The sequence below is a fragment of the Streptomyces sp. NPDC057486 genome (assembly GCF_042802415.1).
GTDB lineage: Bacteria > Actinomycetota > Actinomycetes > Streptomycetales > Streptomycetaceae > Streptomyces > Streptomyces yanii.
Genome location: NZ_JBHVEE010000061.1, coordinates 1 through 23717, shown reverse-complemented (window position 1 = coordinate 23717; position 23717 = coordinate 1). Strand labels below are relative to the sequence as shown.

The following is a 23717-nucleotide window of genomic DNA, read 5'->3' as shown; positions in this document are numbered from 1 at the left end:
GACGACCAACCCTACCTGGCGGGCCGTCACCGCTCTCCCCCGGCCGTACGTCCGCGAGAGGCGTCGCCCGACCTGTCGGCCGACGGGTCCCGTACGTCGAAGGGGTGCGTCATTCGCTCCTGGTGTAGTGGCTGAGGACGACCGTGACGGGCCCGTCCTCCGCCTCGGCGTGGACGAGCCGGACGATCACGATCTCCCTCTGGTCGGGGCTTCGGACGCAGAACGGTCGTTCATCGTCGAGATCGTCGAAGGGCAGTTCCGTCACCGGCTCCGTCTCGATTCCCCGCTCGCAGTCCGCCGGGCTGAGGACGTACCCGGCCCCGACGAAGGCGTCGCTGTCCTCCGGCGGCACGAACGTGTTCCCGCTCCGCGCCAGATACCAGGATGCGGTCTCGGCAGGGACCACTTCCCCGGCCTGAAGATCGAATTCGTAGCTCTCATCGGGGGCGGTCAGTTCAGCATCCGCGTAGCCCGGCGTGTACACAGCAGGGGGTGGGAGCGTCGACGAGGCAGAGGACGGCGGCGGATCCGGCGCGGGGGTCGGCGGGCCAAGTCGCCGCGTCGTGTCCGAGACATCCACATCGGCCTTCCCCGGACGATCCGAGAAGTGCAGCGCAGCACCGGCCAGTATCAGCACGGCGGCAACGGCTGCCCCCGCGGTGACGCCCCGGCGCCGACGCCTCCGACGAGGACGCGATGGATCCGCAGAGGCACCGACGTCCCGGCTCCGTTCGTCCGCGAGAGCGCCACCTCTGGTATCGCCCTCGGAGTTCGGGGCACGCACCGCGTCTGCCGCAAGGGTGGGTTGCGCGTGGGTGGGCGCCAGCTGGGCATAGGTAGGCGTCACCTCGGCGTGGGTGGGTGCCGTGTGCGCTGGGGTGGGCGCGGCGTGCTCGCCGCCTTGTCCGATCTCGCTGCGCAAACCGGCGGGGAGCCAGCCGTGGGTGAATTCGAGTGAGGGGCAGACGAGTGCGTGCGCGCGGACGGCCGCGATGATGTCGTCCGGCGCCGGCCGGACCTCCGGCCGTTTGGAGAGGCAGCCCCACAGCAGATCGTGCAGGTCGTGCGGTACCCGGGAGAGGTCGGGCGGCTCATGGACCACCCGGTACAGCGTGGCGGACTCGGGTCCGGTCCCGAAGGGCAGTGCGCCACCGGCCACGTACGCGGCGAGAGCGCCGAGCGCGAAGACGTCGGCGGCAGGGGTCACGGGCAGACCCATGGCCTGTTCGGGCGCCATGTACGCGGCGGTCCCGATGCGCAGGCCGGTACAGGTGAGACCGGTGGCGTCGGCCGCGCGGGCGATGCCGAAGTCGATGACGCGCGGACCGTCCTCGGCTATCAGTACGTTGGCGGGCTTGAGGTCCCGGTGGACGACCCCGGCCCCGTGAATAGCCTGCAACGCCTCCGCGATTCCGGCGACGAGCAGCAGCACCGTGCGCGGCGGAAGCGGACCGTGGCGTTGGACCACCTGCGCGAGGGAAGGGCCGGGAACGTAGGCGGTGGCGAGCCACGGGACCGGGTCGTCGACCCCGGAATCGACCACCTGCGCGGTGAACAGTCCATGGATGCGTCGAGCGCTGGCGACCTCGTCGGCGAACCGAAGGCGGAAACCGGGGTCCGTCGCGAAGTCCTCCCGCACCGCCTTGAGCGCGATGGGCCGCCCGCCCCGGGTGTACGCGAGATACACCACGCCCATGCCTCCGGAGCCCAGCCGGGCATGGAGGCGGTAGCCGCCGATCTCGTGCGGGTCATCGGCTGACAACGTCGTGCGGACAGGCTTCGCGCCGGGAGGCTGAGTGGACATGCGCTGACTCTTTCGGCGATGCGGAACTGGAGCGTGAGGTGGACCGGCCCCCACCCGTCGGAACACGGGGCGGGCTTGGCCGTCTACGAATCGTGCACTTGACTAAAGTTTCAGTCAATATGAGGCAGGGATCGACTGGCGTCACCGGAAGACGCCCCAGAGGAGGACGACGGTGAGCGACCGCAGAACGGCCATTCTCGAATCAGCGGCCAGAGTCATCGCGCGACGCGGCGTGCGGGGGCTGCGGGTGGAGGAGTTGGCGGCGGAGGCGAACGTCTCCAAGGCTCTGATCTACTACCACTTCGAGGACCGGGCCGACCTGCTCCGGCGGACACTGGCCTACGTCAACAACCGTGCCGAGCGCTACACCACCGAGCAGCCGGGCACCGCCCGCCCGGACCGTCCGCTCCGCCGGCTGGAGCGAGCGCTCCTGCTGGAGTTCCAGGACATACCGCACGTCCGCGAGAACAGCACTGCCTGGGGCGAGCTGCGCGCGAGCGCCGTCTTCGATCCCGAACTGCGGGGTGAACTGGCCCTTGCCGACGTGATCTGGGTCCGCGAGGTGGCCGACTGTCTGGGCAGGGTCCAGCCGGCGGCACCGGAATCCGCACTCACCGCCTCCGCGGAACGGCTGACCGCATTGCTCGAAGGTCTGAGCACCCGGTGGCTCAGCGACATCCTGCCCCTGGAGGACGCCCGCGCCCGGATGCGCGGAGCGATCGAGGCGGAGGTGGCACACCTCGCCCGGCACGCCCGGTGCCCGGTCCACCGTACGGCAAGCGCCCTGCCGTCGAGCCAGGATCTATTTGACTGACTTTTCAGTCAGTGTCACAGTACGGTCAGTAGCCGACCGGCCGCCCACCCCTAGACGAGTCATTCCGAATGCTGACGGTGTGTCCGGGAACGCAGACAGGGCGTCCAAGATCGTTGTGTGACGAACAACCTGGACGCCCTGCTGACCGCACTGTACGTGAAGATCGACGACGAGATCGGAGGTACCCGATGGCTTGGCCGACCGCCGCGGCTGACGGATTCCGAGCTGGTCACCCTTGCCGTGGCGCAGGCTCTGCTGGGCTTCACCTCGGAGTCGCGCTGGCCGCGGTTCGTGGACTCCCGGCTGGGAGCGATGTTCCCGTACGTGCCCAAGCAGCCAGGCTGGAACAAGCGGCTGCGGGCAGCGTTGCCGCTGGTCAAGAAGGCAATACGGCTACTGGCCGTCGATACGGACTTCTGGTTCGACAACCACTGGATCATCGACTCCACGCCGGTGGAGTGCGGCCGCTCGCGTCCGACGGTGAAGCGGTCGGACATGGCCGGCTGGGCCGGATACGGGTACTGCGCCTCGCACTCCCGGTTCTTCTGGGGCCTGCGCCTGTTCCTGGTGTGCACCCCGACCGGGATGCCCGTCCTTTGGGCACTGGCCAACCCGAAGCTGGACGAGCGGGAGGTGCTGTCGGCGATGCTGGACCGCGAACCGCACCTGGCCACGGACCGGCCGAGCCTGCTGGTGATCGCGGACAAGGGCTTCGCCTCCAAGGAGTTCGAGGCCGATCTGGCCTTCCGGGGCGCGGAGTTACTGCGTCCTTCCTTCAAGCGCGAGAAGAAGCGCAGGGGCGAGAGCCTTCTGAAGTCGGTACGGCAGCTGATCGAGTCGGTCAACGACACCCTCAAAGGCCAGCTCGACCTGGAACAGCACGGTGGCCGGACCTTCGAAGGTGTCGCCGTCCGCGTCGCCCAACGCATCCTCGCGATGGCCGCCGCGATCTGGCACAACCACAAGACCGGCCAGCCCGTCACACGATCCTTGATCGCTTACGACCACTGATCACATCGGAATGACTCGTCTAGGACCGCGGACCGCCGCGTCGTGTCCGACGCCGCCGGATAGCCTTATGTGTCCACGATCGGAGCACATCGTGTCCCACCTTCCCCCCACCCGCCGCACAGCTCTCCGATCCCTCGCCGGGCTCGGCGCACTCGCCTTCGGGGCCGCGGCCTGCGGCCCGAGCAACTCGGCATACTCCGGAACCTCCGGCACCGGCTCGGGTCGCACGGCCCAGAGAGAGCGCCGGTTCGGCGCGGAGTGGGACAGCCACGCACGCACCTTCATGTCGTGGCCCGCTCTGGAATCGGTGTGGGGAGAGGACCTGCCGCACGTCCGCGAGGACATCGCCCGCATCGCCCGCGCCGTCGCGGACTACGAGTACGTCGTCATGATGGCCAGGCCCGACCAGCAGAAGGCCGCCCAACGGGCCTGCGGCTCGCAGGTCGAGGTCATCCCTCTCACGGTCGACGACCTGTGGGCCCGCGACACAATACCGGTGTTCGTCGAGGAGGACGGCGAAGTCGTCGGGGTCGACATCAACTTCAACGGCTGGGGCCGCAAGCAGGAGCACACGAACGATGCCCGCGTCGGCCGGACCCTCCTGTCCAAATACAGGATCCCACGCGCGCAAGCCCCCCTCGTCGCCGAGGGCGGCTCCTTCGAGACCGACGGCGAGGGCACCCTGCTGATCACCGAGAGTTCGATCGTCAACAAGAACCGCAACCCGGGCATGAGCAGGGACGACATCGAGGCCGACCTGAAGGAGACCCTGGGTGTCGGGAAGGTGGTGTGGCTGAAGGGCGTACGCGGCCAGGACATCACAGACGCCCACGTGGACAGCCTCGTCCGGTTCACCGCTCCGGGCGTGGTTCTGCTGGACCAGGCGTTCCCCGATACGCTCCCGGACTCCTGGTCGCGCGCGGCCGACCAGGCCAGGTCGGTGCTGAACAAGGCGACCGATGCCCGTGGTCGGCGCTTCCAAGTGATCGACCTGCCGCAGCCCGACCTCGACAGGATCACGGGCGAGGGTGACGACTTCGTGTCGACGTACGCCAACTTCTACGTGGCCAACGACTCGGTGTTCATGCCTCGGTTCGGTGACCGGAAGGCCGACGACAGGGCCCGGGGAATTCTCCAGGAACACTTCCCGAAGCGCGACATCGTGCCGGTCGTGATCGACACCATCGCCTCCGGAGGCGGTGGTATCCACTGCGCCACACACGACCAGCCCGGCGAGCCGGTCGGCTGACACCCTCCCACCGCATGGAACGGTTGTGGCCGCGATGAGACGCCTGTCACCGGCCCCCGGCAGACTTGTCGCCTCGGGAATCATCCTTCTCGCCGTGGCCGCAGCCGCTCACGCAGGACCGCCTTCAGCGCAGGCGCCGGCGCTGCGCTCGCCCTCACCTCTGCGCCCCCGGCCCACGCCACCCGCCCCGCCGCACTCGCGCAATTCGCCCTGCTGCACGACCGCCCAGCGCATCGGCCACGGCTTGCTGAGCGCGTACGCGATCGACCGCCGCACCGGGTGAAGCGAAGAACGGGATGCCCGCCTCACATGGGGGCGGGCCACGGCGGTGAGAGAAGCGGTCACTCCCCCTATCACCTGCGGAACACCAGACCGGTATCACCTGCGGAACACCAGACCGGCACACCTGACGCCCCCTCGGAAACAGCGTCAAACGAGCGTCGGGGCGGCTCCCCACCCGTCCTGAAAAGTCAGGGCAACGCATCCGTCATCCCGCGCGCCGCCGCACGAAGCCGCAGGTCAGACGTACTGTCCGCGTTCCACGTCGTGCATCCCTGAAAACAGGTCGGCCCAACCCCCCGAAACCTGAGGAGCGAGAATAACCGCAGGTCAGAGGCCCTTCTGGGCAGGCTCCAGAATCGCCACGCACTCCACGTGGTGCGTCATCGGAAACATGTCAACAGGAAACAGGTTAAAGAAAACCGCAGGACAGTGGCCCGCATGACGCAAATCGGACTCGGCCTCTGCCAGGCCCCGCCTGCCGCAACGCCTACCTCGACACCTCCACCAACCGCTCCCGGCGCTACTGCCCCGACCGCTGCGGCACACGCGCCGACGTCTCGGCCTGGCGGGCCCGCAAGCGCCTGGTGGAGCAGGACGTCACGCGGCGGGCCTGACGCCCCGCACTCACGGGTGATCTCCCAGAGCGCCGGATCTATTCCGCTGGTGACGCGCGGTCACCAGGTTCCCGTCGTCACCCCTGACCGGCAGGACGCAGTTCTCGTTCGAGGGCGGTCAGGGCGAACGCGTGCGCGGAGATGTGCTGCCAGCGGGACCGTCCGAACATCACGTCCTCGGAGAGACCGCTCAGCATGGCCACAGCCCGGATGGTGAACTCGGGGAGGTCCACGTCGGCGAAGTGTCCCAGGTCCCGGCCCTCACGAAGGATGGCTTCCAGGCGTTCGTCCCAGCCGTCCAGCAGTTCGGTGAGGATCTGTCGGCCCGCTTCGTCGTGGCGCTGGGCCAGTACCTGCGTCCACAGTGCGTAGCGTTCGTCGCCTTGATGGCGGGGCAGGTAGAAGCGGACAAACAGGTCCAGCTTCTCGGCAGGAGACGCCGCCTGGCCGGCGGCCTGCTGGAACCGGGTCCAGAGGTCCGCCTGGCTCCATACGAGGACTTCCAGCAGGAGCCGGTCCTTCTTCCCGAAGTGGTACAGGATGTGCCCGGTGCTCATGCCGGCCCGCGCGGCGATGTCCGACATCCGCAGGGCCGCCGTGCCTTTCTCGGCGATGACGCTGATGGCGGCCCGCATGGCCCGCTCCCGCGCCTCGTCCCCGCTGGGCTGACGCTTCCTGTCGATCGGGACCCGGGCCGCGGGCCGCGAGGCCGCGCCGGTCTCGCCGCCCGCCGACCCGATCACGCCTTCCGAAGGGGGCAGGCGGTCGGGCAGCACAGGCCCGGTCTCTGACGTCGGCATGAGCTCACCTTCGGTTCCGGAAATCCAGGTCCCAAGTCTAGGTTCCGGCGGTTTAGACTCTTAGTCTAGACTGAAAATCTAGTCAGTTCGATGGGGTGTGTGACGGCCAGCTATGCGCGGCCGCCCCGACGGCCAGCGGCCCGCCTGCCCTACTCGCCACCCAGGAGACACCCACATGACGCGCGGATTCGATGTCGTGGAGACCTGTATCGCCGACCTGCGCGCAGCGCTGGAGAAGGGCGAGACGACCGCGGTCGGGCTGCTCGACGCCTACCTCGCGCGGATCGATGGGTACGACCGGCCCGGTACGACCACCGCTCTGAACGCGATGGTCGTGATGAACCCGCACGCCCGGGCGGAAGCGGAGGCATCCGACGCCCGCCGCGCCCGCGGCGAGACACTGGGCCCGTTGGACGGCATCCCGTACACCGCCAAGGACAGCTACCTTGCCGAGGGGCTCACAGCCGCGTCCGGATCCCCGGCGTTCGAGCACCTCGTCGCCCAGCGCGACGCCTTCGCCATCGAGCGGCTGCGCGCGGGCGGCGCGCTCCTCATCGGCCTGACCAACATGCCGCCGATGGCGAACGGCGGCATGCAGCGCGGCGTGTACGGCCGCGCGGAGAGCCCGTACAGCGCCGACTGGCTCACCAGCGCCTACGGCTCCGGCTCCTCCAATGGCTCCGGCACGGCGACGGCGGCGTCCTTCGGCGCGTTCGGCCTCGGCGAGGAGACCTGGTCCTCGGGCCGCGCCCCCGCCTCGAACAACGCGCTGTGCGCCTACACCCCCAGCCGCGGCGTGATCTCGGTCCGCGGCAACTGGCCGCTCGTACCGACCATGGACGTCGTGGTCCCGCACACCCGCACCATGGCCGACCTGCTCGAACTGCTCGACGTCATCGTCGCCGACGACCCGCACACGCGCGGGGACCTGTGGCGCGCACAGCCGTGGGTGGAGCTGCCCTCGGCGTCGCAGGTACGCCCCGCCTCCTACCCGGCCCTCGCACCGGCCGACGCCGAGGCCGCCGCCTCCGCGCTCGTCGGCAAGCGCGTCGGCGTGCCCCGGATGTACATCAACGCCGACCCCGCTTCCGGAACGAACCCCGACGGAGGCATTGGCGGCCAAACCGGGCAGCGCATCGACACGCGCCCCTCGGTGATCACCCTGTGGGAGGCCGCCCGCCGCGACCTGGAGGCCGCCGGCGCCGAGGTGGTCGAGGTCGACTTCCCCGTGGTGTCCAATTACGAGTCCGACCGCCCCGGGGCACCCTCGCTGCTCACCCGCGGACTGGTCAGCCCCGAATACCTCACCTTCGAGATCGAGGACCTGTCCGCCTGGGCCTGGGACGACTTCCTGCGCGCCAACGGCGACCCGGCGCTCTCCACCCTGGCCGACGTCGACGGCGACCGCATCTGGCCCAAGCAGGAGGGCGAACTGCCCGACCGGTACGACGGCTTCGACGACACGATCGGCGAGTACCCCCGCTTCGTGCGCGAGCGCCCGTACGCGTCCCTGGCCGACATGCCGCACCTTGAGCAGGGGCTGCGCGGGCTGGAGGAGACGCGCCGCGTCGACCTGGAGCTGTGGATGGACGGACTGGGCCTGGACGCGGTGGTCTTCCCCGCGGTGGCCGACGTGGGCCCCGCGGACATGGACGTCGACGTGGCGTCCGCCGACCTCGGCTGGCGCAACGGCGTCTGGGTCGCCAACGGCAACCTGGTCCCCCGCCACCTCGGCATCCCGACCGTGACCGTCCCCATGGGCACCATGACGGACACCGGCATGCCCGTCGGGCTGACCTTCGCGGGCCGCGCCTACGACGACAACGCCCTGCTGTCCCTCGCGGCGGCCTTCGAGAAGACCGGCAGTCGGCGCACGGTGCCGCCGCGCACGCCGCGCCTGCCGGCGGAGTGACCTGACGGAATCCTCCGGGCGGATCGCGACGGCCGGCGGCGGAAGCGAGCAACCGCCCGCAACGTGGGGAGGGCGTGGCCGGATGCCACGCCCTCCCCACCGCCGGATCAGCGGCCGCCGATCACGCGGGGCAGTTCCGCCAGGGTGTCGGCGAGGCGGCCGGCGGCCGGTCCGCCGCCCTGGGCCAGCTCCGGGGAGCCGCCGCCACGTCCGCCGAGGAGCTGCTTGACCAGCGAGGCCGCGTTCAGGCCCGCCTCGCGGGCGGCCTTGTTCAGCGCGACGACGACCACGCCCGCTCCCGTGCCGATACCGACGGCTCCGGGAGTGCCGGCGGGAAGCGGTCACGGACGGCGATGGCCAGGGCCTGGGCCCCGTCCGCGCCGCCCTCGGCGGTGGCGGTGACGACCTGGACGCCGCCCACGTCGATCACCCCCCCCCGGCGAGTTCGACGGCGCGGGCGATGGTGGCCTGCTGCTTGAGGCGGGCGTTCTCCCGGTCGGCGACCTTGAGCCGGTCGAGCAGCCCCGCGATCTTCTCGGGCAGTTCGGCGCGGGGTGCGCCCAACTGCTCGGCGATGCAGGCGACCAGGTCCCGCGGACTCGGTGTCGGAGTGGTGGACGGTCACCCAGATCCGCTCCGGGTCGAGGCCGTAACCGCCGCCCGCCCGGTCCTTCGTGGACCGGGCCTCGCCCAGAGCCACTGATACCGCCGGGACGTGCTGGGTCACGCAGTGGACGCCGCCGCCGCCCCAGGCCAGGACTCGCGCCGGGATGCCGACGACCTCACGTCCGGGGAAGAGGCCGGCGAACTGGGCGAGGGCGGGGGCGTCCGCCGGCTCTCCCGCGATGGGTACGACGACGCTGCCACTGGTGAGGTAGTAGTTGGTGTAGCTGAAGGTCTCGACGGTCAGGCCGTTCTGGCGGAAGTGCGGCTGGTGGTGCATCTCCACCACCTGGAAGGGCCGGCCGCAGGCGTCGGTCGCTGCGTCGAGGACCGCCTTGTTGGCGGCCATCCTGGCGTGATTGGGGCTGGTGGGGTCGGGCTGGGTGTGGAGGAGGATCTTGGCGGGGCCCAGGTAGGCGGCGACGAGGTCGACGTGTCCGTTGGTGATGTCGTCGTGGTGGAGCCCGTACGGCAGCCAGATCAGCTTGCCGGCCCCGTACGCGGCGAGCAGTGCGGCCTCGATCTGCGCGCGGGGCATGCTGGGGTTCCGGTTGGGGTTGAGTAGGCATTCCTCGGTGGTGACGAGGGTGCCCTGCCTGTCGGTGAGGACGGCTCCGCCCTCCAGGACCATGTCAACGGGCTTGCGGAGGTCGCCCAGGTACGCGCACACGCCGACGGGCACGAAGTCGTCCTTGCCGTAAGGGTACTTGTTGCCCCAGCCATTGAAGGCGAAGTCCCCGCCGATCCGGTGGGTATTCCCGGCGTTGACCGCGAAGATCGGGCCGGTGTCGCGGGTCCAGCAGTCGTTGACCGGGTACTCGATGACCGTGACGGTGCTGCCGCACTGGGTGCGCGCCCGCGCTGCCTGGCCCGGTTCCGCGACCATGACCACGGGTTCGAACCGGGCGATGGTCCGGGCGATCCCGGCGATCTCGGCCTGGACGTCGGCGAGCAGTCCGCCCCAGCCGACCTGCCTGTTCCAGGGCCAGGCCATCACGCAGGCGGTGTGGGCCTCCCATTCGGCCGGCACGTGGTGCGGGTCCTCGTTCGGGGCGGCGAAGGCGGTGCGGCCGAGCAGCGGGAGAGCGGCGGCCGTGAGGGCGGCGACGCCGAAACCGCGACGGGACATGTGCGGCAGGGCCTTGGCATTACTCCTTCGGTGGGTCGCCCCTCCATGGAGAGGGCCGGACGACACTGTCCGGGGAGGGGCGGGCGGGTGGCGGAGGGTCAGAGGCGCTCTGGGGCGGGTTCGGTCGCCGGTTCGTCCTCGTGCCGCTCGCTCAGGCCGCGCTCCTCGCGGGCCTGGGCCGGGCGAAGCGTGTCCTGCGGCTTCTTCACGCCCAGGTAGAGCAAGCCGGCGGTGATCACCACGCCGGTTCCCAGCAGGCCCGCCCAGATCTGGTACCAGGGGGCTCCTGGCGGGGCGAGGACGGCCCGCGGCCAACACACGTTGGCGACCTCGAAACCGGTCCACAGGACGGCCAGCACGTTCAGGAACGTGCCCTTGCGTCCCAGCCGGATGTGACCGGAGGGGACCCAGGTACCCCGCAGGCGGGCGATCAGAGCGGCCAGACTGACCAGGAAGAACGGCAGGAAGGTGGCTGCGGTCCCAAAGGCGATCAGGCTGCCGATCGCCGTGGCGTTCAGGCCGAGCAGCAGCCCCGTACAGCTGACGAGGGTCGAGGCGACGAGTCCCCCGATGGGGGCCTGTCGGCGGTTGACCTTTCGTACCTGGCGGGAGAAGGGGAAGACGCCGTCGCGGGCCAGCGAGTAGACCCCGCGGGCGGCCCCACCCTGGGAGGCCATGGCGCAGGCGAGGAATCCGACCAGGACCACGGCCACAAAGGGCTTGTCGGACCAGGACCCGAAGGCCGTGGTGACGGCGGTGGTCACCGGGTCGAGGTCCTCGCCCGCGACGACGGCCTGCGGCGCGGGGTGGGCGAGGGCGACCGCCATCGCGTTGAGGATGACCACGAGGCCGACGCTGAGCAGCGCCCACCACATGGCGCGGGGCACCTGTCGGCCCGCGTCCTTGGTCTCCTCGGCGGTTGAGACGCAGGCGTCGAATCCGATGAAGCCCCAGCCGGCGACGGCCAGGACGGCGAGGAAGGCCACGACAGTCGATCCGCCGGACAACTCCTCGGCTCCGAGGGTCTCGGTGAACAGCGCGAATCCGTGCTCGCGGAAGAACAGCAGCAGCGCGAAGCCGACCAGAACGGAGGCGATGGCCTCGGCGGCGATGCCGAGCGAGACGAACCAGCTCAGGATCCTGATCCCGTACGCGTTCACCAGCATGCAGCCGAGCAGGATCCCGGCGGCCACCACGACCAGGGAGCCCGGCGTGGGCGTGGCGCCGACGAGGGCGAAGGCCCAGGGGGCCGCCAGGTACGCGACGGTGGTGTTGCCGAACATCACGGCGAACTGCCACACCCAGCCGCTCATCCACCCGAAGGACGGGCCGAGCAGCCGTCGGCCCCACTGGTACGGGCCGCCGGCGAGCGGCCACTGGGAGGCCAGCTCGGAGTAGACGTTCACGACCAGGCACTGGCCGAGAAGCACGATCGGCAGCGCCCAGACCCAGGCGGGCCCGGCGATCATCGTGCCGACCATCGAGACGGCGTACAGGGCGACGACAGGCGAGACGACCGCGAAGCCCACGGCGATGTTCCCCAGAATGCCGAGGCTGCGGCTCAGCTCCTGGGTGTAGCCGAGATCGGCCAAGCGGGCGGCATCGGTATCGGGGCCGGTTCCGGCGCCGGTGTCGGCACCTGCGCCGCCCGGTTCAGGGCGTGCGGGGGCAAGGTCGGGCATGGCTCACCTCTCGCAAAGCGGGACGCGCCGATCGGCCGACGCGCCCCGGAAGCTAAATCTAACGTTGTTAGGTTGCGGGAATGCGGGGACCCTAACCCGGCCCGGACCCCTTGGGAAGCCCCTCCGTACGGGTAATCTGGCGGCCGATGACGAGGGGGATCACACGTGGGCCGACCGAACCAGCCGCTGCTCAGCCGCGGGAACATCGCGCGCGCGGCCCTCGAACTCCTCGACGAGGAGGGCCCACAGGCGCTGAAGATGCGTACGCTCGCCGACCGGCTCGGGGTCAGGGGCGCCTCCCTGTACCACCACGTCGCGTCCAAGGACGACGTCCTCGACGCGGTCTCGGAGCTGATCAACGAGGAGATCGATCTGAGCCCGCTCGATGGGCCCGACTGGCGGGAGGGGATCACGGCCTACGCGCGCGGCTACCGCCAGGTCTACCTGCGCCACCCGAACGCGATCGCCCCAGCAGCGCGGCGCGCGGTCGAGGCAGCCCCGGCCCTGCGGGGCTACGACGCGCTGCTTGCAGCCCTGGTCCGGGCGGGCTGCACGCCGGGCCGCGCGGCCGAGGCCGCCGCCGCCATCGATTACCTGGTGCTCGGCTCGGCGCTGGAGACCTTCACCGCGGGATTCACCCGCCCCGCCAGGGAGTACCGGCCCGACTACCCGGCCCTGGCCGACTCCCTGACCGGCGCCGCAGCCACCGGCGCCGGCCTGGCCGAGCTCGACGACCGCGGTTTTGAACTCGGCCTGGGCCTGGTCCTCGACGGCCTCGCCGCCTGGACGTCCCCCCGGCGTGGAGCGGTCAAGCCCGGGTAGCCGCGTGTCATGACGGGCAGCGAAGCAGTTCACGAGGGCGTACGGACCGCCCCGCAGGGCGGCACGGGCCGCGAGGTGGTGGCCCGGCGCGGACTGGTGGCACGCGGCAGGCGCGGCCGACCTGGCGGTGCTGCTCGGCATCCTGATCACCGCTGCGGAACAGCGTCCGTCCCAAGGGGGGCAGTCATGAACGAACGCGACGTCCTGCTCAACGAGCTCGCGCAGGGGTTGCGCCCGATGTCAGACGGCATCGGATGGTTCGACGGCCTCAGCCAGGAAGAGCAGTCCGAAGTGCTGCTGTTCCTGCGCAATCACTGCGTCCAGGCACGCGCGGTCACCGAGGACGCACCGGAGAGCATCCTGTGGGGCTCGGAAAGTCATCGCTGCCGGTCAAGCCGCGTACCGGTACTCGTTGATGACGCCGCCGAGGACGCGGGTGCGCAGGAGCCTGTGGCCTTCGACGTCGTGTGCCGTAGCCGGCTGCTCGTGGGCGCCGGGCGGTAGCTGGCTCCGGGCCCGATGCGGCCGGTGCTCGTTGTAGTGCCGCTGGTAGGCGGCCAGGACCTGCCGGGCGTGGGCCTCGTTCATGATGAGGACATGGTCCAGGGCCTCTCGCCGGATACTGCCGATCACGCGCTCGCAGTGGGCGTTCATCCGCGGAGCTCGCGGCGCGCTGTTCAGGATCTCCATCTCCTCGGCCTCGAAGACGGCGTCGAACGACCGCCCGTACTTGCCGTCGCGGTCACGCAGCAGGAACCGCAGAGACTCCATGCGCCTCCCAAGGTCGGCGGCCACGTTCCGGGCCTGCTGCACCGCCCACTGTCGGGTGGGGTGGGCGGTGACGCTGGCGATGTGCAGGCGACGGGTACCGTGCTCGAGGAACGCCAGCGCGTACAGGCGCCGGCCGAGCACCGTATCGAGATGGAAGAAGTCGACGGCGATGATGCCCTCGGCCTGGGCCGTGAGGAACTCGCGCCAGGTCGGGCCGGTGCGACGCGGGGCCGGGTCGATGCCCGCCGCGTGGAGGATCTCCCACACCGTGGATGCGGCGATCGGATGCCCGAGGCGGGCGAGCTCGCCCTGGATCCGCCTGTGGCCCCACCTTGCGTTCTCTCGAGCGAGCTGCAGAATCAGGTTCTTGAGCGCCGCTCTGGTTGGCGGCCGCCCGGTGCGGGTGCGCCGCGCGCTGTAGTCCCACTTCGCCGCGATGAGTCGGCGATGCCAGGCCAGCAGCGTGCCGGGAGCGACCGGGAAGACCGCCTGCCACCGGTGACGGGGTATCAGGCTTGACAGCGCTGCCAGCCAGAACCGATCCTCCGGGTCATAGCGGACCGGGCCGACAAGGTGGCGACGCAGCACCGCGTTCTCGTGCCTGAGCACGAGCAGCTCCGCGTCCTTGGCGGTGTCGCGGCGTAGCAGCACCTGGGGGATGGACAGCAGCTTGCGCGTCACCTTGTACAGCATCGAAACGATCACCTGGACATGCTGCGAGCCGATGTCGCGCTACCGCTGCCACCTGCGGCGATGACTTTCCGAGCCCGACACCGTCCGATTAATCCCAGTCGGACGGCGGCTGCTCGACCCTGCCGCCTGTATGCGGCAGCTGCACGTAGCCCTCGGCGCCGGAGGGCAGGGCGGAAACGCAAGCTGCTGAGCAGGCATTGACCAGGAGAGGCAGGACATCGGTGGCCACCCGCAGCGAGATCCACACTTGGTGGAGCCCACCCTGCTTGATCGGCCGATCGCAGACACTGCACCCTCGGATGGCCGTGGTACCCCAGCGCCGGGCATCAAGCGCTGACAGGTCGAGATCAGCAACGGAGTCTCGCGGTGGCTGTAGTCGAGGGAAGGGAGGACGGAGCTTGTAGTTCCCGAACAGTGCGCGGGTGCTCACCGTGCTGCGGACCAGCTTTGAGCATCTGGTGATCTCGTAGGGGAACCAGTGCAGCCGGTACGAGGTGTAGGGGGTGAGCTCCTCCAGGCTGGTCATTGCGCCGATCTCGGGCGGTATTCGGACCAGGTTGCTGCCGTAGAGCACGAAGTGCTTGACCGCCGTCAGTTTGGCGATGCTCGTCGGCAGAGTGACGACCTGTCGGCGCTCCTCGGCACTGAGTTCGACCAGAGGTCGGAACTCCTCCCGCCCATCTTCCGCCGCCTCATCGATCAACTCCAGCAGATGTCGCCACCCAGCGGTCGAGGTGTCCTGGCGTTCGGCGTGGAAACCGACACGGGCTCGCGGATGCGGCTTGGCCTGGTCGAAGCACACGCACTCATCACGGTAGGAAGCGCGTCCTACAGATGCCGGGTCCGATGTGTCGCCCCACCGGTTCACAAAGAGTCTCGGCTCTCCCTCATCCACCATGCGGCCAAGATACGGATCTTCAACTGGCCGGCCCAGTGCTTATTGGCCAGTGGAACCCGCTCCCCGAGCCGCCTCCAGCGGTGGGCAGGCGGCCGGGTTCGTCGTCACACCAGTCCCAGAATCCGCGAACCCGCGCGTTTCGGACGCTGACCACTTCAAACAGCTCAACGACCACCACGGACACGCCGCCGGTGACACCGCACTCGCCGCGATCGGCAGCCGCCTGACCGAATGGGCCGGACGCCACGGCGTCGCAGGCCGCCTCGGAGGCGACGAGTTCGCCGCCCTCACCCCCATCGAACCCCGGCACCAGGAACTGCGCCTGGACCACCTGGCCCGCCTCATGACCCGCCCGGTCCCCTACGGCGACGGACGGCTGCCGCTCACGGTCTCCCTCGGTGCCGCCACCCCGGCCGCGATCGGCACCACCGACCTGCCGACACTGATGCGCGCGGCCGACACGGCCATGTACGAGGGCAAGCACGCCGGTGTCGTCGTCCATGCCCGCCCAGACCACGCTCACATGCCCAGTGTCAACGGCCGTCGGCAGGGACGCCCCGGCACCATGATTCGCACCACCACCGGGCGATGACCGGGCCAGGCCAGCCAATGCTCCTCGACTGGCGGGCCAGCCTTCATTTCCGCCGCGACACCCCATGCGTGCTCTGCGGAAACCCCACCCCGCTGCGCTCCCACGCCGGGGAGGCCGCACACAAGGTCTGTGCCGAGGCATGGAATGCGAAGCACCCGGGCGAGACCCGGTTCGTGTCCGACGCCCAGCCCAGGCGCAAGCGCGACGACGACCACGCCTGAACAACGAAGCCAAGCCCGGGGTGACCGTTCCGTATCCGGCCCATGCGCCAGCCGCCCACCCCGGGCGCGCCCACCCTTGCACACCGTCTTTCTGACGCGGCACGCACGAGTGATTCCCGAACCGCACACCCGCGGTCACTTCAGTGCGCCCCCTTGATCGCCCGGCACCCCTGGGCAGGATCACTCAGCCCAGAAACCGCCGGGAGCTGAGTTCCACTACTCGACGCCAAGACAGAGGCCATCCGCCCATGCGCGCTCGACCCGCTCTCGCCGTCCTAGCTCTGGCAGCGGCTCTCACCCTCACCGGATGCGGTATCGACACTCAGTCCCCGCCCCAGCACGAGGTACGGCTGAAGAAGGCTGCCGGGATCGGCAGCATGGACCTTGTCCTGACCAAGGGGCTGTGGAGCACTACCCGGCCCGCGAGCCTGGACGGGCACAAGACCCGGCCCGCCGACGGCGAGCGCGGTACCCGTGGCCTCATCCGGATCACACTGTCCGGCACCGAGCTCGGCACCTACCTCACCGAGCTCGACACCGGCGCACACTGCGGCTGGGGCACCTGCTACGCAGATGCCAATGAGGCCGCCGCCCGCCGCGTCTACGACACCCTCGCCACCCCCGCGCCCTGACCACGAAGCGGCCCCTGCCCCCGGAATTACTGGGGGCAGGGGCCGCTTTTTTTGTTCTCCGGCAGTCAGATCACTGTCGCGCCATCCGTAGCCGGGCTGCTGTGGTCATTGCCGCGCCCGGGCGATCCCAGGCGGAGCCACCTTGTTTGCGCTGAGAAGCAGTCAGACCGCAGCTGCTTTCTGGACGGCCGAGCTGCTGTGGTCGTCGCTGATCCGATCTAGGAGTAGCTCTGCGACCGCCGCCAGGTCCGTCGCAGAGAGGTGAGCGACCAGTGCGTCGACGACCTCTGACGGGGACGCCGTGGGGATCAGCACGAGCTCCGGTGCGGCAGCCGTAGCCTCCCCGCTATTAACGGCGTTAACGGTCGACCCCGAAGATCCTTCCCGCGCCGGCTCCGGCACCGAGGTATTAACGGCGTTAACGGTTTCCGGACCAGGCCCCTGAGACAGCACCCGGCGCGGTGAACGCTGGCGCGGGGTATTAACGGCGTTAACGGTCTCCGTCGCCGCCGCAGCCTGCTGCTGACGGGGAATTCCGTACCTGCCTCGCGCTCCTATGCCGAAATCGGAACCGCACAGATCTGGGCCAGCACGGGATGCCGTGTCTTCCTCTGGCACACTTCCCGCAGCCGTACGAGGGGGGAACACATGAGTGAGCAGGATGTCGACGCGCGGGTCGAGGAGCTGACCCGGGGGTTGCGACGGATGGCCGCGGGGCTGCTGGAGGCGGCGGCCGGGCATCCGGATGCCGTACGGGCGCGGGAGTTGTCGGCGGCGGCCCGGGTGCTGACGAACGACGTGCTGGCACGCCTGGACGCGGAAGCCGTCGAGGATTCCCCGGCGCACCGCAACGAGCCCGAGGTGCAGGACGCCGTACCGCTGGCGAAGAGCGCGGTCTCCGAGTCCGGGACGGCGCTCAACGAGCTGGTGGAGCTGTATCTGCCGGACTACGCGCGGCGCCTGGACGAGGACCCGGTGATGTTCGACCCGGACCTGCCCTACGAGCGGTGGAACTCTCTGCACCGGGTCCGGTACGGGCGCGGCAATCCTTTCGAGAACGCGCCGATGTGGAACGACGCCGTGCCCAGCCGGGGAAAGGCGGTGGTGCGCGCCATGACCTCCAAGGCGGAGGTGCTGCGCCGCCTGCACCACAGCTACGTGATCCGGCGGGACCTGGACAGCCCAGAGGGAGAGCTGGCGGTTCAGGTGCTGCAGGGATGCAAGGCGATCCTTCGCTGCCGCGCGATCGACGACGGCGACTTCGTCGACAAGTCGGATCTGGAGCTGAAGCTGGAGGCCCTGCAATGGCGCGCCCTGGTGATCGCCGCCGGTCGCGGCGAGTACGCCCGTGCCCAACTCCTCACCCAGCTGCGACAGCTGGGGGTGCTGGCCGCCGCGGTCCTGGAGCTGGATACCGCGTTCCGGCAGCGCAACAGCAACCCCTCCCTGGGTGCCCAGATCGCCGGGGCCGCGCACGCTGTGAAGGCGGTGCTCCAGCACTGGCCGCCGAAGGTCAAGGCAGCCGCTACGGAATCAGGTCATACGACGCTGTGACGCCCGGACACACCAGCACCTTCCACCCCGCTCACAGCTCACTGCAGCTCCCGGCCAGTGCAGTGCATCCCGCCATCTCCCTTGATCGACATGTCAGGTTCAGTCAGCCATGATGGCAGTGCAGGCACAGGTCTCCCAGTGATCACAGAGCGTCGCAACTCCATGATCGCTAGGTCCTGTGCCTGTTCTACTCCCGGGGTGGCCCAGCACGCCTATCTGCGCGAGTTCTCAGTCGTCCTTGGCTATCTGCCGACCGTCTCTCTCAACCTGAACCACCGCGACCACCGATGAATCCGAATGACGTCGTGCCTGGTGCTGGCCTAGCGTTCGCCCATGACCTCCCCGGACGGCGCCATCGACGACAAGCCCGGCGTGACCATCCGCTCCCTGGACAACGCGGCCGTCGGGGTGCGGCTCAGCGAAACGCAGCCGTTCGACGAAGGCTGCGTGCAGTACATGGTCGAGGCCTGGGCTCCCGGCTTTACCGCGCGTGTCGACGAGGTCGTGGCCTGGATCTGGGACGCCGATCTCGCGGCCTTCCTCGCCGAGCTGGCCGCAGATTATCGGGGCTGGGAGGGCGAGCGGACCTGGCAGACATATGACGGGGATTTGGCGGTGTCGGCCGTCTTTCGGTCCGGCGGCCGCATCGGACTGACGTGGACGTTGCGCCCCTGGCCGGACGTCGCGGGAGGATGGACCGCTTCGGTCACCATCTGGTTGGAGGCCGGAGAACAGATGTCCTCCCTGGCAGCCGATATCCAGCAGCTCCTCGCCGAGGAGTCGCAGTGACATCCAGCGTGCGCATCACCTGGACCCTAGGGGCACATGGGTGGGCTGACTGCACTGTTGAGGACCAGCAGGCTAAAGCAGAGCTCACCGCGTCCTACATCAGCAGCGCGCCCGAGGACTTTCTGACGGCCGTGGCCCGGCTCGTCGCTGGCGAGGCGGAGAACCGCGCGCAGTTCGAAGCCGAACCAACGGCCTACCGCTGGATCTTCTATCGCGAAGGCGAGGACGTCTGGGTCCGCATGCTGGAACTGCGTCATGGCAGCGACCACGACAACAAGGGCACCGAGATCTGGTCGGCCCAGCTCCCCATCGACGCACTCGTCCGAGCTGTGATTCGCTGCTTCGACGAAGTGGTTCGGTCCTACGGCGAGAGCGGCTATCACAGCAAATGGGGCGAGCACTTCCCTCGAACCGAGCTCGAAGCCCTCAGACGCCTCTGGCACGCGCACCGTCGCAGCGATGACACATAGCCGCCAGAAGCCAGCTGCTCAGGTTGAGTGAGACAGGTCATCAAACGCCGTCGCAATCGAGCCGCGCCCGGCTCAATCCATCGGGTGGAAGTCGGGCTCCGGCATCCGTCTCGCGATCGAGAACGGCTCGAACTCGGTATCCGTCAGTACGCGGTAGACGAACTCGCTGGTGGACATGCTCACTTCTTGCCAGGGATACGGGTCGCCCTGCGTGACGATGGTCCAGTTCGCCGGATCCTCCTCGGCGGCTGCCAGCCAGAAGTAGCTGCACTTCATCTCACCGAACGCCCAGGGAATGAGACCGCGCTGACCGGGCTGGTACATCCGGTAGGGCTTGAAGGCGGGATCGGGCCCGTTCTCCGGGCCGCCGTCGAGGAACGTCTTCCAGATCCTGACCAGGTCGAACTGCCTCGTGGCATCGACAGTAAGGATACGCATGAACTCCGAGAATTCCCCCTTGCCAAACGTCTCGGCAAGCTTTTTGTAGTCCTCGGGCAGTGCCGTACCGAGCTCTTCCTCAACGCTGTTCCAGGAAATTTCTAGCCGAGCCGGCTCCCAGTGCATGGCCTCAGCGATTCGCTCAATCCACATTCTCTTCACATTCCGATCGGAGGCTTGGACCGGGGGTGTGCCAGATGTACGACACGCCCCCGGTAGCGCTCTATGGGGTGTTGTAGACCGGCACTGAACCGCTGGGCGACTCAAACTGTTCCAGGTTATGTCGAACCGGTCCGGCATCGGATCGGTGGCACCGAGGTAGTGCACCACAACCTGAGAGAAGACGGTGTTGCCGCTGTGGCTCTGCTCGGTCGCCGGAGCCGGTGACCTCGATCCAGCCCCTCCGATAGAGCCTCCCCCCATTCTGTATCGCCTTGGGGATGTACGGGGGTCTTTGGTCGGCCAAACCAAGCACCGCATTGCCCGCAAGGGCGTCGAGACCTCACAGCGACTCGGTCGGCATCGGTGGACCATCGAGCGCACCATGTCCTGGCTTGCCGGATGCCGTCGACTCGACTCCACCGCCGCTACGAGCGCAAGGCCGAGCACTTCCTGGCCTTCACGAGCATCGCCTGCACCCTCATCTGCTACCGCAGACTCACCAATTGAGATGACGCCTTAGGTCAGCCGGTGCTCCGGGCGGCCCCACGGATGGTCTTCGCAGTAAGCACCGGATTGACAGGGGGTACCAGCTCTTTCGTGGCGACCCTTACAAGGTGATCCGGAACGGTGCCGTCCTCCAAGGCGCCCACGTACTCGATGACCTCGGCAAGAGACAGCACCGGCAGTTTCTGACGCAGAGCGTGCATGGCATGGATCCGCCCCCGAGCAGCCGCCACAGCACGAACCTCATCGTCTAGATCATCCACCGGAGTCCGCACCGCCTGCCCTCGGATGCGGGTTCTGTAGTCAGCCTGCCACCCATCGGTTACCGCAGAGACGACGCCGATCTGGTGCAGACTTCCGTCGAGTCGATCAACCAGGAAAGGACCGTTTCCGGCCAGCATGAAGTCCGGATTCCGGGTGCGCAGGTACTCCTCGGACGTCCAGGAGACGATCCACACCAGCTCGTGCTCTTCTACTTGCGCCACGGCCATGCGCATCGGGTCCGGGCACACCGAGCGGTCCGTCACATAGTCGCGTTCCAGCTGTTCTTCAACGATCTGGACCGCGGTTTCTCGATCGATCACGTGTTCAGCATCGCGCACGGCCTCGCACGGAGACCAGCGGGTTTCACACCCGCCAGAGCATTCGGGGACACTGAGTTCCGGAGCACGACACCGTGGCTTGGACTATGGGCCAGCGAGACCACACGAGGAGTGAGGCCGTCACCTTGCTTCAGCGCATTCGTCGACGAAGGCGCAAAGTCGGCGAATGAGGCTCAAAAAGGAGGGGCTGGGGTCCGGGTTGGGCTGCATGTGAGACGCCTCCTGGAGCCACTGTTGCCACAGACCGCCCGGGCCCAGGAAGCGGGAAGCCTGGTCGCCTTTGAGATTCAGGTCGATGAACAGGAGAGCGCCCATGACTACGGTCTGGTCGTACGCGAGGTCGGGGCGGCAAAGGTAGCGATCAAGGTAGGCGGCGAGCAGATCAGCGTCATGCGCCGTTCCGAAACTGGCCAGGGCCACGCAATAGGCCAGCCCAGCACAGCAAACCTCGCTGGCCAGGAGGAGTTCTCCGAGGCGCTCGCGGAACTCGGTCCGGCGGGAGACAGCCACGAGCCATGCCGCAGTCCTCCGTTCCCGCCAGCCGCCCTCAAGAAGAGTGGAGATCTCATCCGCGGTGATGAGTCCCGCGTCCTCGCAGAGATCTCGCATGAATCGGTCGTACTCAGGACTTCGCATGCGTAGCAAGCTGCCGCCGAGCTTCAGGTAGCGCCGCTCGGGCGTGACATAGCGGCGAACCCGGGGCGAGCAGCTCGGCATCGTCGGGGGGATGACGTATCACACGGCCGATCCTGCCTCGCTGGTGCGCAACTAGGCCAGCCCGTTCTTTGCGCTGCTCGTCCCAGGAGAGACGACAACCTACGGGGCTCGTCATGCCCACCCGCACATCTTCGGCTCCTACGGTGACCTGTCACCGGAATAGCGCGACTACGGAACAAGTGCACTCCGCCAATACGACCGCGCTCAACAGCTGCCTGGAATGCCACGACGGGACCCCCGCCGACCCGCACAGCTACATCGCTCCCCCGGCCGCCGGCCACCAGCTGGCCGCCTGAACCCCGCACAGCACGATGCCCGGAACAGCCGCCGGGAATCACCAGTTCGCCGCCTGTTCCGGGCTTCCCATCCCGTAGCGCTACGAGAGGAAGCCACCAGTATGACCACGCTCGCGTTACCGAGGAAGACGCTCCACATCACTGCCATGGCCGTCCCGCTGGCCGGATGGACCCTGCACACCACCCTCCTGCGCCGCCGCCTCGTCCAGGCCCAGCGCGACCCGCTCACCAGCACCTGGCGCCGCGGAGAGTCACCGCGCAGACCGCCATGCGCTATGTCGGCGCCGCCTGCCCGGAGCGCACCGCGAAACTGCCCAGGTAGCAGGCCCGCTCCGAGCCCGATGCAGCAGCTGAAAGCCCGTGGCGGTGTAGCAGTGGGTCCGGAATCATCCCCATGTGATTGTGATGCAACCCGTTCTGGAGATCTCCGCTGCCGACGACTTCGCGCTCTGGCCGGTTGGCGAGCACGAGTCATATGGCTACCTCGTGCTGAACGGGGAGCTGACTCCGGCGGAGGTCGGCACGGCGGTTATGCGGATCGCCGACTGCAACGACTTCGAGCCGGAGGAGGAGCACGGGCAGTGCCCGACCGACCCGCTCGGCACATTCCTGCACGGGCTGCTCACCATGCCAGACCTGTTTGCCGCCGGCGGGTTCCGGGTGACCGACAACACCACCGACACCGTCTTCGTCGAGCCGGGTTGCTGCAGCGGCCTGGAAACCTGGCGGGACTGGCTGGAGGCGCTCGACGGCACCGGCTGCTCCTACTTCGGCCACGATCCCTCCTCGGTGGCCGAACGCGTCGGCGACACCGTCCGGCTGACTCTCGACGCCCACGCAAAGGACGGCAGTCCGGTGTTCGAGCTGCCATTAGACGAGGTACGCGCGCTCGTGGCCGGTGCCCAGCAGGACTTGCAGGACTTGCAGGACTTCCTTAGCCTCGCCGGAACCTGGGCCGAACAACACCTGCCGACACACGCCGCCGCCGTCATCGCCGCTCTGGCACGGGCACTGGACCTGAGGCCTACACAATGACCAGCTTCCTGACCCACCGAACGCGCGTGCACGACGCCCGCCTCTCCCTTCGCCGTCGGCACAGCGCGCTGCGGACCTGCATCACCCTCTTCGCGCCATACGGCTTCCGGGCGACGTACCACCACCTCACGCTCAGCGCCGCGATCCCCCGGCAGCTGGAGGCGGACCCGGACGCCCTGGTGCGGGCGGTGGAGGAACTGCATGAGGCGCGGGTGCTGTGGCTCGCGCGGGCGGAGGAGTACGCCGCGCAACGCCGGGCAGAGAAGCGGGCCGGACGGCGGGCTGTAGTGAACCCGCGACCGTGGTGGCTGCGGAGCTGGTGGGAGGGCCCGAACCGCGCCTGGTACGAAGACCCGTTTCGCCATCCGTCGCTGCGGCTGCCCGAGTACGTCCGGCGACAGAACGCGATTCTGGACGGCGCCGATCTCCCCGGCTGCCCCGCCTGTGGGGACGAGAGACCGCTGGAGTCGAACTCGACCGGGCACGGCTGGGTGGAGCTGTGCCGTGGGTGCGCGTGGGTGCTGGCGCCATGTCCGTGCGGGCAGCGGCACCGGTTCGTCC

General features: G+C 68.8%; 23 protein-coding genes and 3 pseudogenes. 16 read left to right on the top strand and 10 right to left on the bottom strand.

The genetic code is table 11. The features are described from left to right. Positions 1-109: 109 nt before the first annotated feature. A complete protein-coding gene (locus ACFU6I_RS26205; protein WP_384371107.1) occupies positions 110-1804 on the bottom strand; it encodes a serine/threonine-protein kinase in 1695 nt (564 codons plus the stop codon). 172 nt (positions 1805-1976) lie between these two features. Here ACFU6I_RS26205 and ACFU6I_RS26200 point away from each other — a divergent pair, with 172 nt between their 5' ends. The 4 genes and pseudogenes from ACFU6I_RS26200 to ACFU6I_RS26185 form a co-directional block, all read left to right on the top strand. Then, positions 1977-2618, top strand: coding sequence for a TetR/AcrR family transcriptional regulator (locus tag ACFU6I_RS26200; RefSeq protein ID WP_384371105.1), 642 nt, complete (start codon positions 1977-1979; stop codon positions 2616-2618). Between the two features lie 117 nt (positions 2619-2735). Continuing rightward, on the top strand, positions 2736-3629 hold the full coding sequence (locus ACFU6I_RS26195) for an IS982 family transposase (RefSeq protein WP_384371103.1): 894 nt from the start codon (positions 2736-2738) through the stop codon (positions 3627-3629). 91 nt (positions 3630-3720) lie between these two features. Next, positions 3721-4878: an agmatine deiminase family protein gene (locus ACFU6I_RS26190; RefSeq protein ID WP_384371101.1), complete on the top strand. Its 1158-nt coding sequence runs from the start codon at positions 3721-3723 to the stop codon at positions 4876-4878. A 735-nt stretch (positions 4879-5613) separates the two neighbouring features. After that, a pseudogene (locus ACFU6I_RS26185) lies at positions 5614-5774 on the top strand (CGNR zinc finger domain-containing protein); the annotation flags it as partial. A gap of 77 nt (positions 5775-5851) precedes the next feature. Here ACFU6I_RS26185 and ACFU6I_RS26180 read toward each other — a convergent pair. Next, positions 5852-6574, bottom strand: coding sequence for a TetR/AcrR family transcriptional regulator (locus ACFU6I_RS26180; RefSeq protein ID WP_384371099.1), 723 nt, complete (start codon positions 6572-6574; stop codon positions 5852-5854). 175 nt (positions 6575-6749) lie between these two features. On the opposite strand from ACFU6I_RS26180, the gene ACFU6I_RS26175 reads away from it, so the two are divergent. Further along, the gene (locus tag ACFU6I_RS26175) at positions 6750-8486 is read left to right on the top strand and encodes an amidase (protein WP_384371097.1); all 1737 of its coding nucleotides are present in this window, start codon (positions 6750-6752) and stop codon (positions 8484-8486) included. A gap of 107 nt (positions 8487-8593) precedes the next feature. On the opposite strand, the gene ACFU6I_RS26170 is transcribed toward ACFU6I_RS26175, so the two are convergent. From ACFU6I_RS26170 to ACFU6I_RS26160, 3 genes are all read right to left on the bottom strand, one after another. Next, positions 8594-8776: a hypothetical protein gene (locus ACFU6I_RS26170; protein WP_384371095.1), complete on the bottom strand. Its 183-nt coding sequence runs from the start codon at positions 8774-8776 to the stop codon at positions 8594-8596. Further along, entirely contained in the window at positions 8758-10278 is a 1521-nt protein-coding gene (locus ACFU6I_RS26165; RefSeq protein WP_384371093.1) for an agmatine deiminase family protein, read from the bottom strand. Before ACFU6I_RS26165 ends, ACFU6I_RS26170 begins: the two co-directional genes overlap by 19 nt. 98 nt (positions 10279-10376) lie before the next feature. Continuing rightward, a complete protein-coding gene (locus ACFU6I_RS26160; RefSeq protein ID WP_384371091.1) occupies positions 10377-11960 on the bottom strand; it encodes an APC family permease in 1584 nt (527 codons plus the stop codon). A 165-nt stretch (positions 11961-12125) separates the two neighbouring features. Between ACFU6I_RS26160 and ACFU6I_RS26155 the strand changes: the two genes are divergently transcribed. Together ACFU6I_RS26155 and ACFU6I_RS26150 are read left to right on the top strand one after the other, a co-directional pair. Continuing rightward, on the top strand, positions 12126-12782 hold the full coding sequence (locus ACFU6I_RS26155; protein WP_384371089.1) for a TetR/AcrR family transcriptional regulator: 657 nt from the start codon (positions 12126-12128) through the stop codon (positions 12780-12782). A 9-nt stretch (positions 12783-12791) separates the two neighbouring features. Beyond that, positions 12792-13286, top strand: a complete 495-nt coding sequence (locus ACFU6I_RS26150) for a DUF5958 family protein (RefSeq protein WP_384371087.1) — start codon at positions 12792-12794, stop codon at positions 13284-13286. Here ACFU6I_RS26150 and ACFU6I_RS26145 read toward each other — a convergent pair. After that, the gene (locus ACFU6I_RS26145; RefSeq protein ID WP_384371085.1) at positions 13173-14258 is read right to left on the bottom strand and encodes an integrase core domain-containing protein; all 1086 of its coding nucleotides are present in this window, start codon (positions 14256-14258) and stop codon (positions 13173-13175) included. The genes ACFU6I_RS26150 and ACFU6I_RS26145 overlap by 114 nt on opposite strands. A gap of 76 nt (positions 14259-14334) precedes the next feature. Beyond that, complete coding sequence (locus tag ACFU6I_RS26140) at positions 14335-15048, bottom strand: leucine-rich repeat domain-containing protein (RefSeq protein WP_384371083.1); 714 nt, start codon at positions 15046-15048, stop codon at positions 14335-14337. A 145-nt stretch (positions 15049-15193) separates the two neighbouring features. On the opposite strand from ACFU6I_RS26140, the gene ACFU6I_RS26135 reads away from it, so the two are divergent. The 6 genes from ACFU6I_RS26135 to ACFU6I_RS26110 all read left to right on the top strand — a co-directional run bounded on the left by ACFU6I_RS26135 (position 15194) and on the right by ACFU6I_RS26110 (position 19402). Next, positions 15194-15736: a GGDEF domain-containing protein gene (locus tag ACFU6I_RS26135; protein ID WP_384371081.1), complete on the top strand. Its 543-nt coding sequence runs from the start codon at positions 15194-15196 to the stop codon at positions 15734-15736. Continuing rightward, positions 15733-15957: a hypothetical protein gene (locus ACFU6I_RS26130; RefSeq protein WP_384355381.1), complete on the top strand. Its 225-nt coding sequence runs from the start codon at positions 15733-15735 to the stop codon at positions 15955-15957. Before ACFU6I_RS26135 ends, ACFU6I_RS26130 begins: the two co-directional genes overlap by 4 nt. A 248-nt stretch (positions 15958-16205) precedes the next feature. Continuing rightward, positions 16206-16589 carry a hypothetical protein gene (locus tag ACFU6I_RS26125; protein WP_384371079.1) on the top strand — a complete coding sequence of 128 codons (384 nt, stop codon included), beginning with the start codon at positions 16206-16208 and terminating at the stop codon, positions 16587-16589. A 648-nt stretch (positions 16590-17237) separates the two neighbouring features. After that, positions 17238-18143 carry a hypothetical protein gene (locus ACFU6I_RS26120; RefSeq protein ID WP_384371077.1) on the top strand — a complete coding sequence of 302 codons (906 nt, stop codon included), beginning with the start codon at positions 17238-17240 and terminating at the stop codon, positions 18141-18143. 333 nt (positions 18144-18476) lie between these two features. Further along, the gene (locus tag ACFU6I_RS26115; protein WP_384371075.1) at positions 18477-18932 is read left to right on the top strand and encodes a DUF6228 family protein; all 456 of its coding nucleotides are present in this window, start codon (positions 18477-18479) and stop codon (positions 18930-18932) included. Further along, entirely contained in the window at positions 18929-19402 is a 474-nt protein-coding gene (locus ACFU6I_RS26110) for a hypothetical protein (protein ID WP_384371073.1), read from the top strand. Before ACFU6I_RS26115 ends, ACFU6I_RS26110 begins: the two co-directional genes overlap by 4 nt. A 72-nt stretch (positions 19403-19474) precedes the next feature. On the opposite strand, the gene ACFU6I_RS26105 is transcribed toward ACFU6I_RS26110, so the two are convergent. Continuing rightward, on the bottom strand, positions 19475-19993 hold the full coding sequence (locus tag ACFU6I_RS26105; RefSeq protein WP_384371071.1) for an SMI1/KNR4 family protein: 519 nt from the start codon (positions 19991-19993) through the stop codon (positions 19475-19477). A gap of 322 nt (positions 19994-20315) precedes the next feature. On the opposite strand from ACFU6I_RS26105, the pseudogene ACFU6I_RS26100 reads away from it, so the two are divergent. After that, positions 20316-20509, top strand: a pseudogene (locus ACFU6I_RS26100) (transposase); the annotation flags it as partial. A 14-nt stretch (positions 20510-20523) separates the two neighbouring features. Here ACFU6I_RS26100 and ACFU6I_RS26095 read toward each other — a convergent pair. Together ACFU6I_RS26095 and ACFU6I_RS26090 are read right to left on the bottom strand one after the other, a co-directional pair. Then, the gene (locus ACFU6I_RS26095) at positions 20524-21090 is read right to left on the bottom strand and encodes a YrhB domain-containing protein (protein ID WP_384371069.1); all 567 of its coding nucleotides are present in this window, start codon (positions 21088-21090) and stop codon (positions 20524-20526) included. Between the two features lie 138 nt (positions 21091-21228). Next, positions 21229-21847: pseudogene (locus ACFU6I_RS26090) on the bottom strand (DUF6000 family protein). 679 nt (positions 21848-22526) lie between these two features. Here ACFU6I_RS26090 and ACFU6I_RS26085 point away from each other — a divergent pair. After that, positions 22527-23156, top strand: a complete 630-nt coding sequence (locus tag ACFU6I_RS26085; protein ID WP_384371160.1) for a hypothetical protein — start codon at positions 22527-22529, stop codon at positions 23154-23156. Positions 23157-23182: 26 nt separating this feature from the next. Further along, positions 23183-23717 (top strand): hypothetical protein (locus ACFU6I_RS26080; RefSeq protein ID WP_384371067.1); only part of this gene is annotated, 535 nt, incomplete at its 3' end.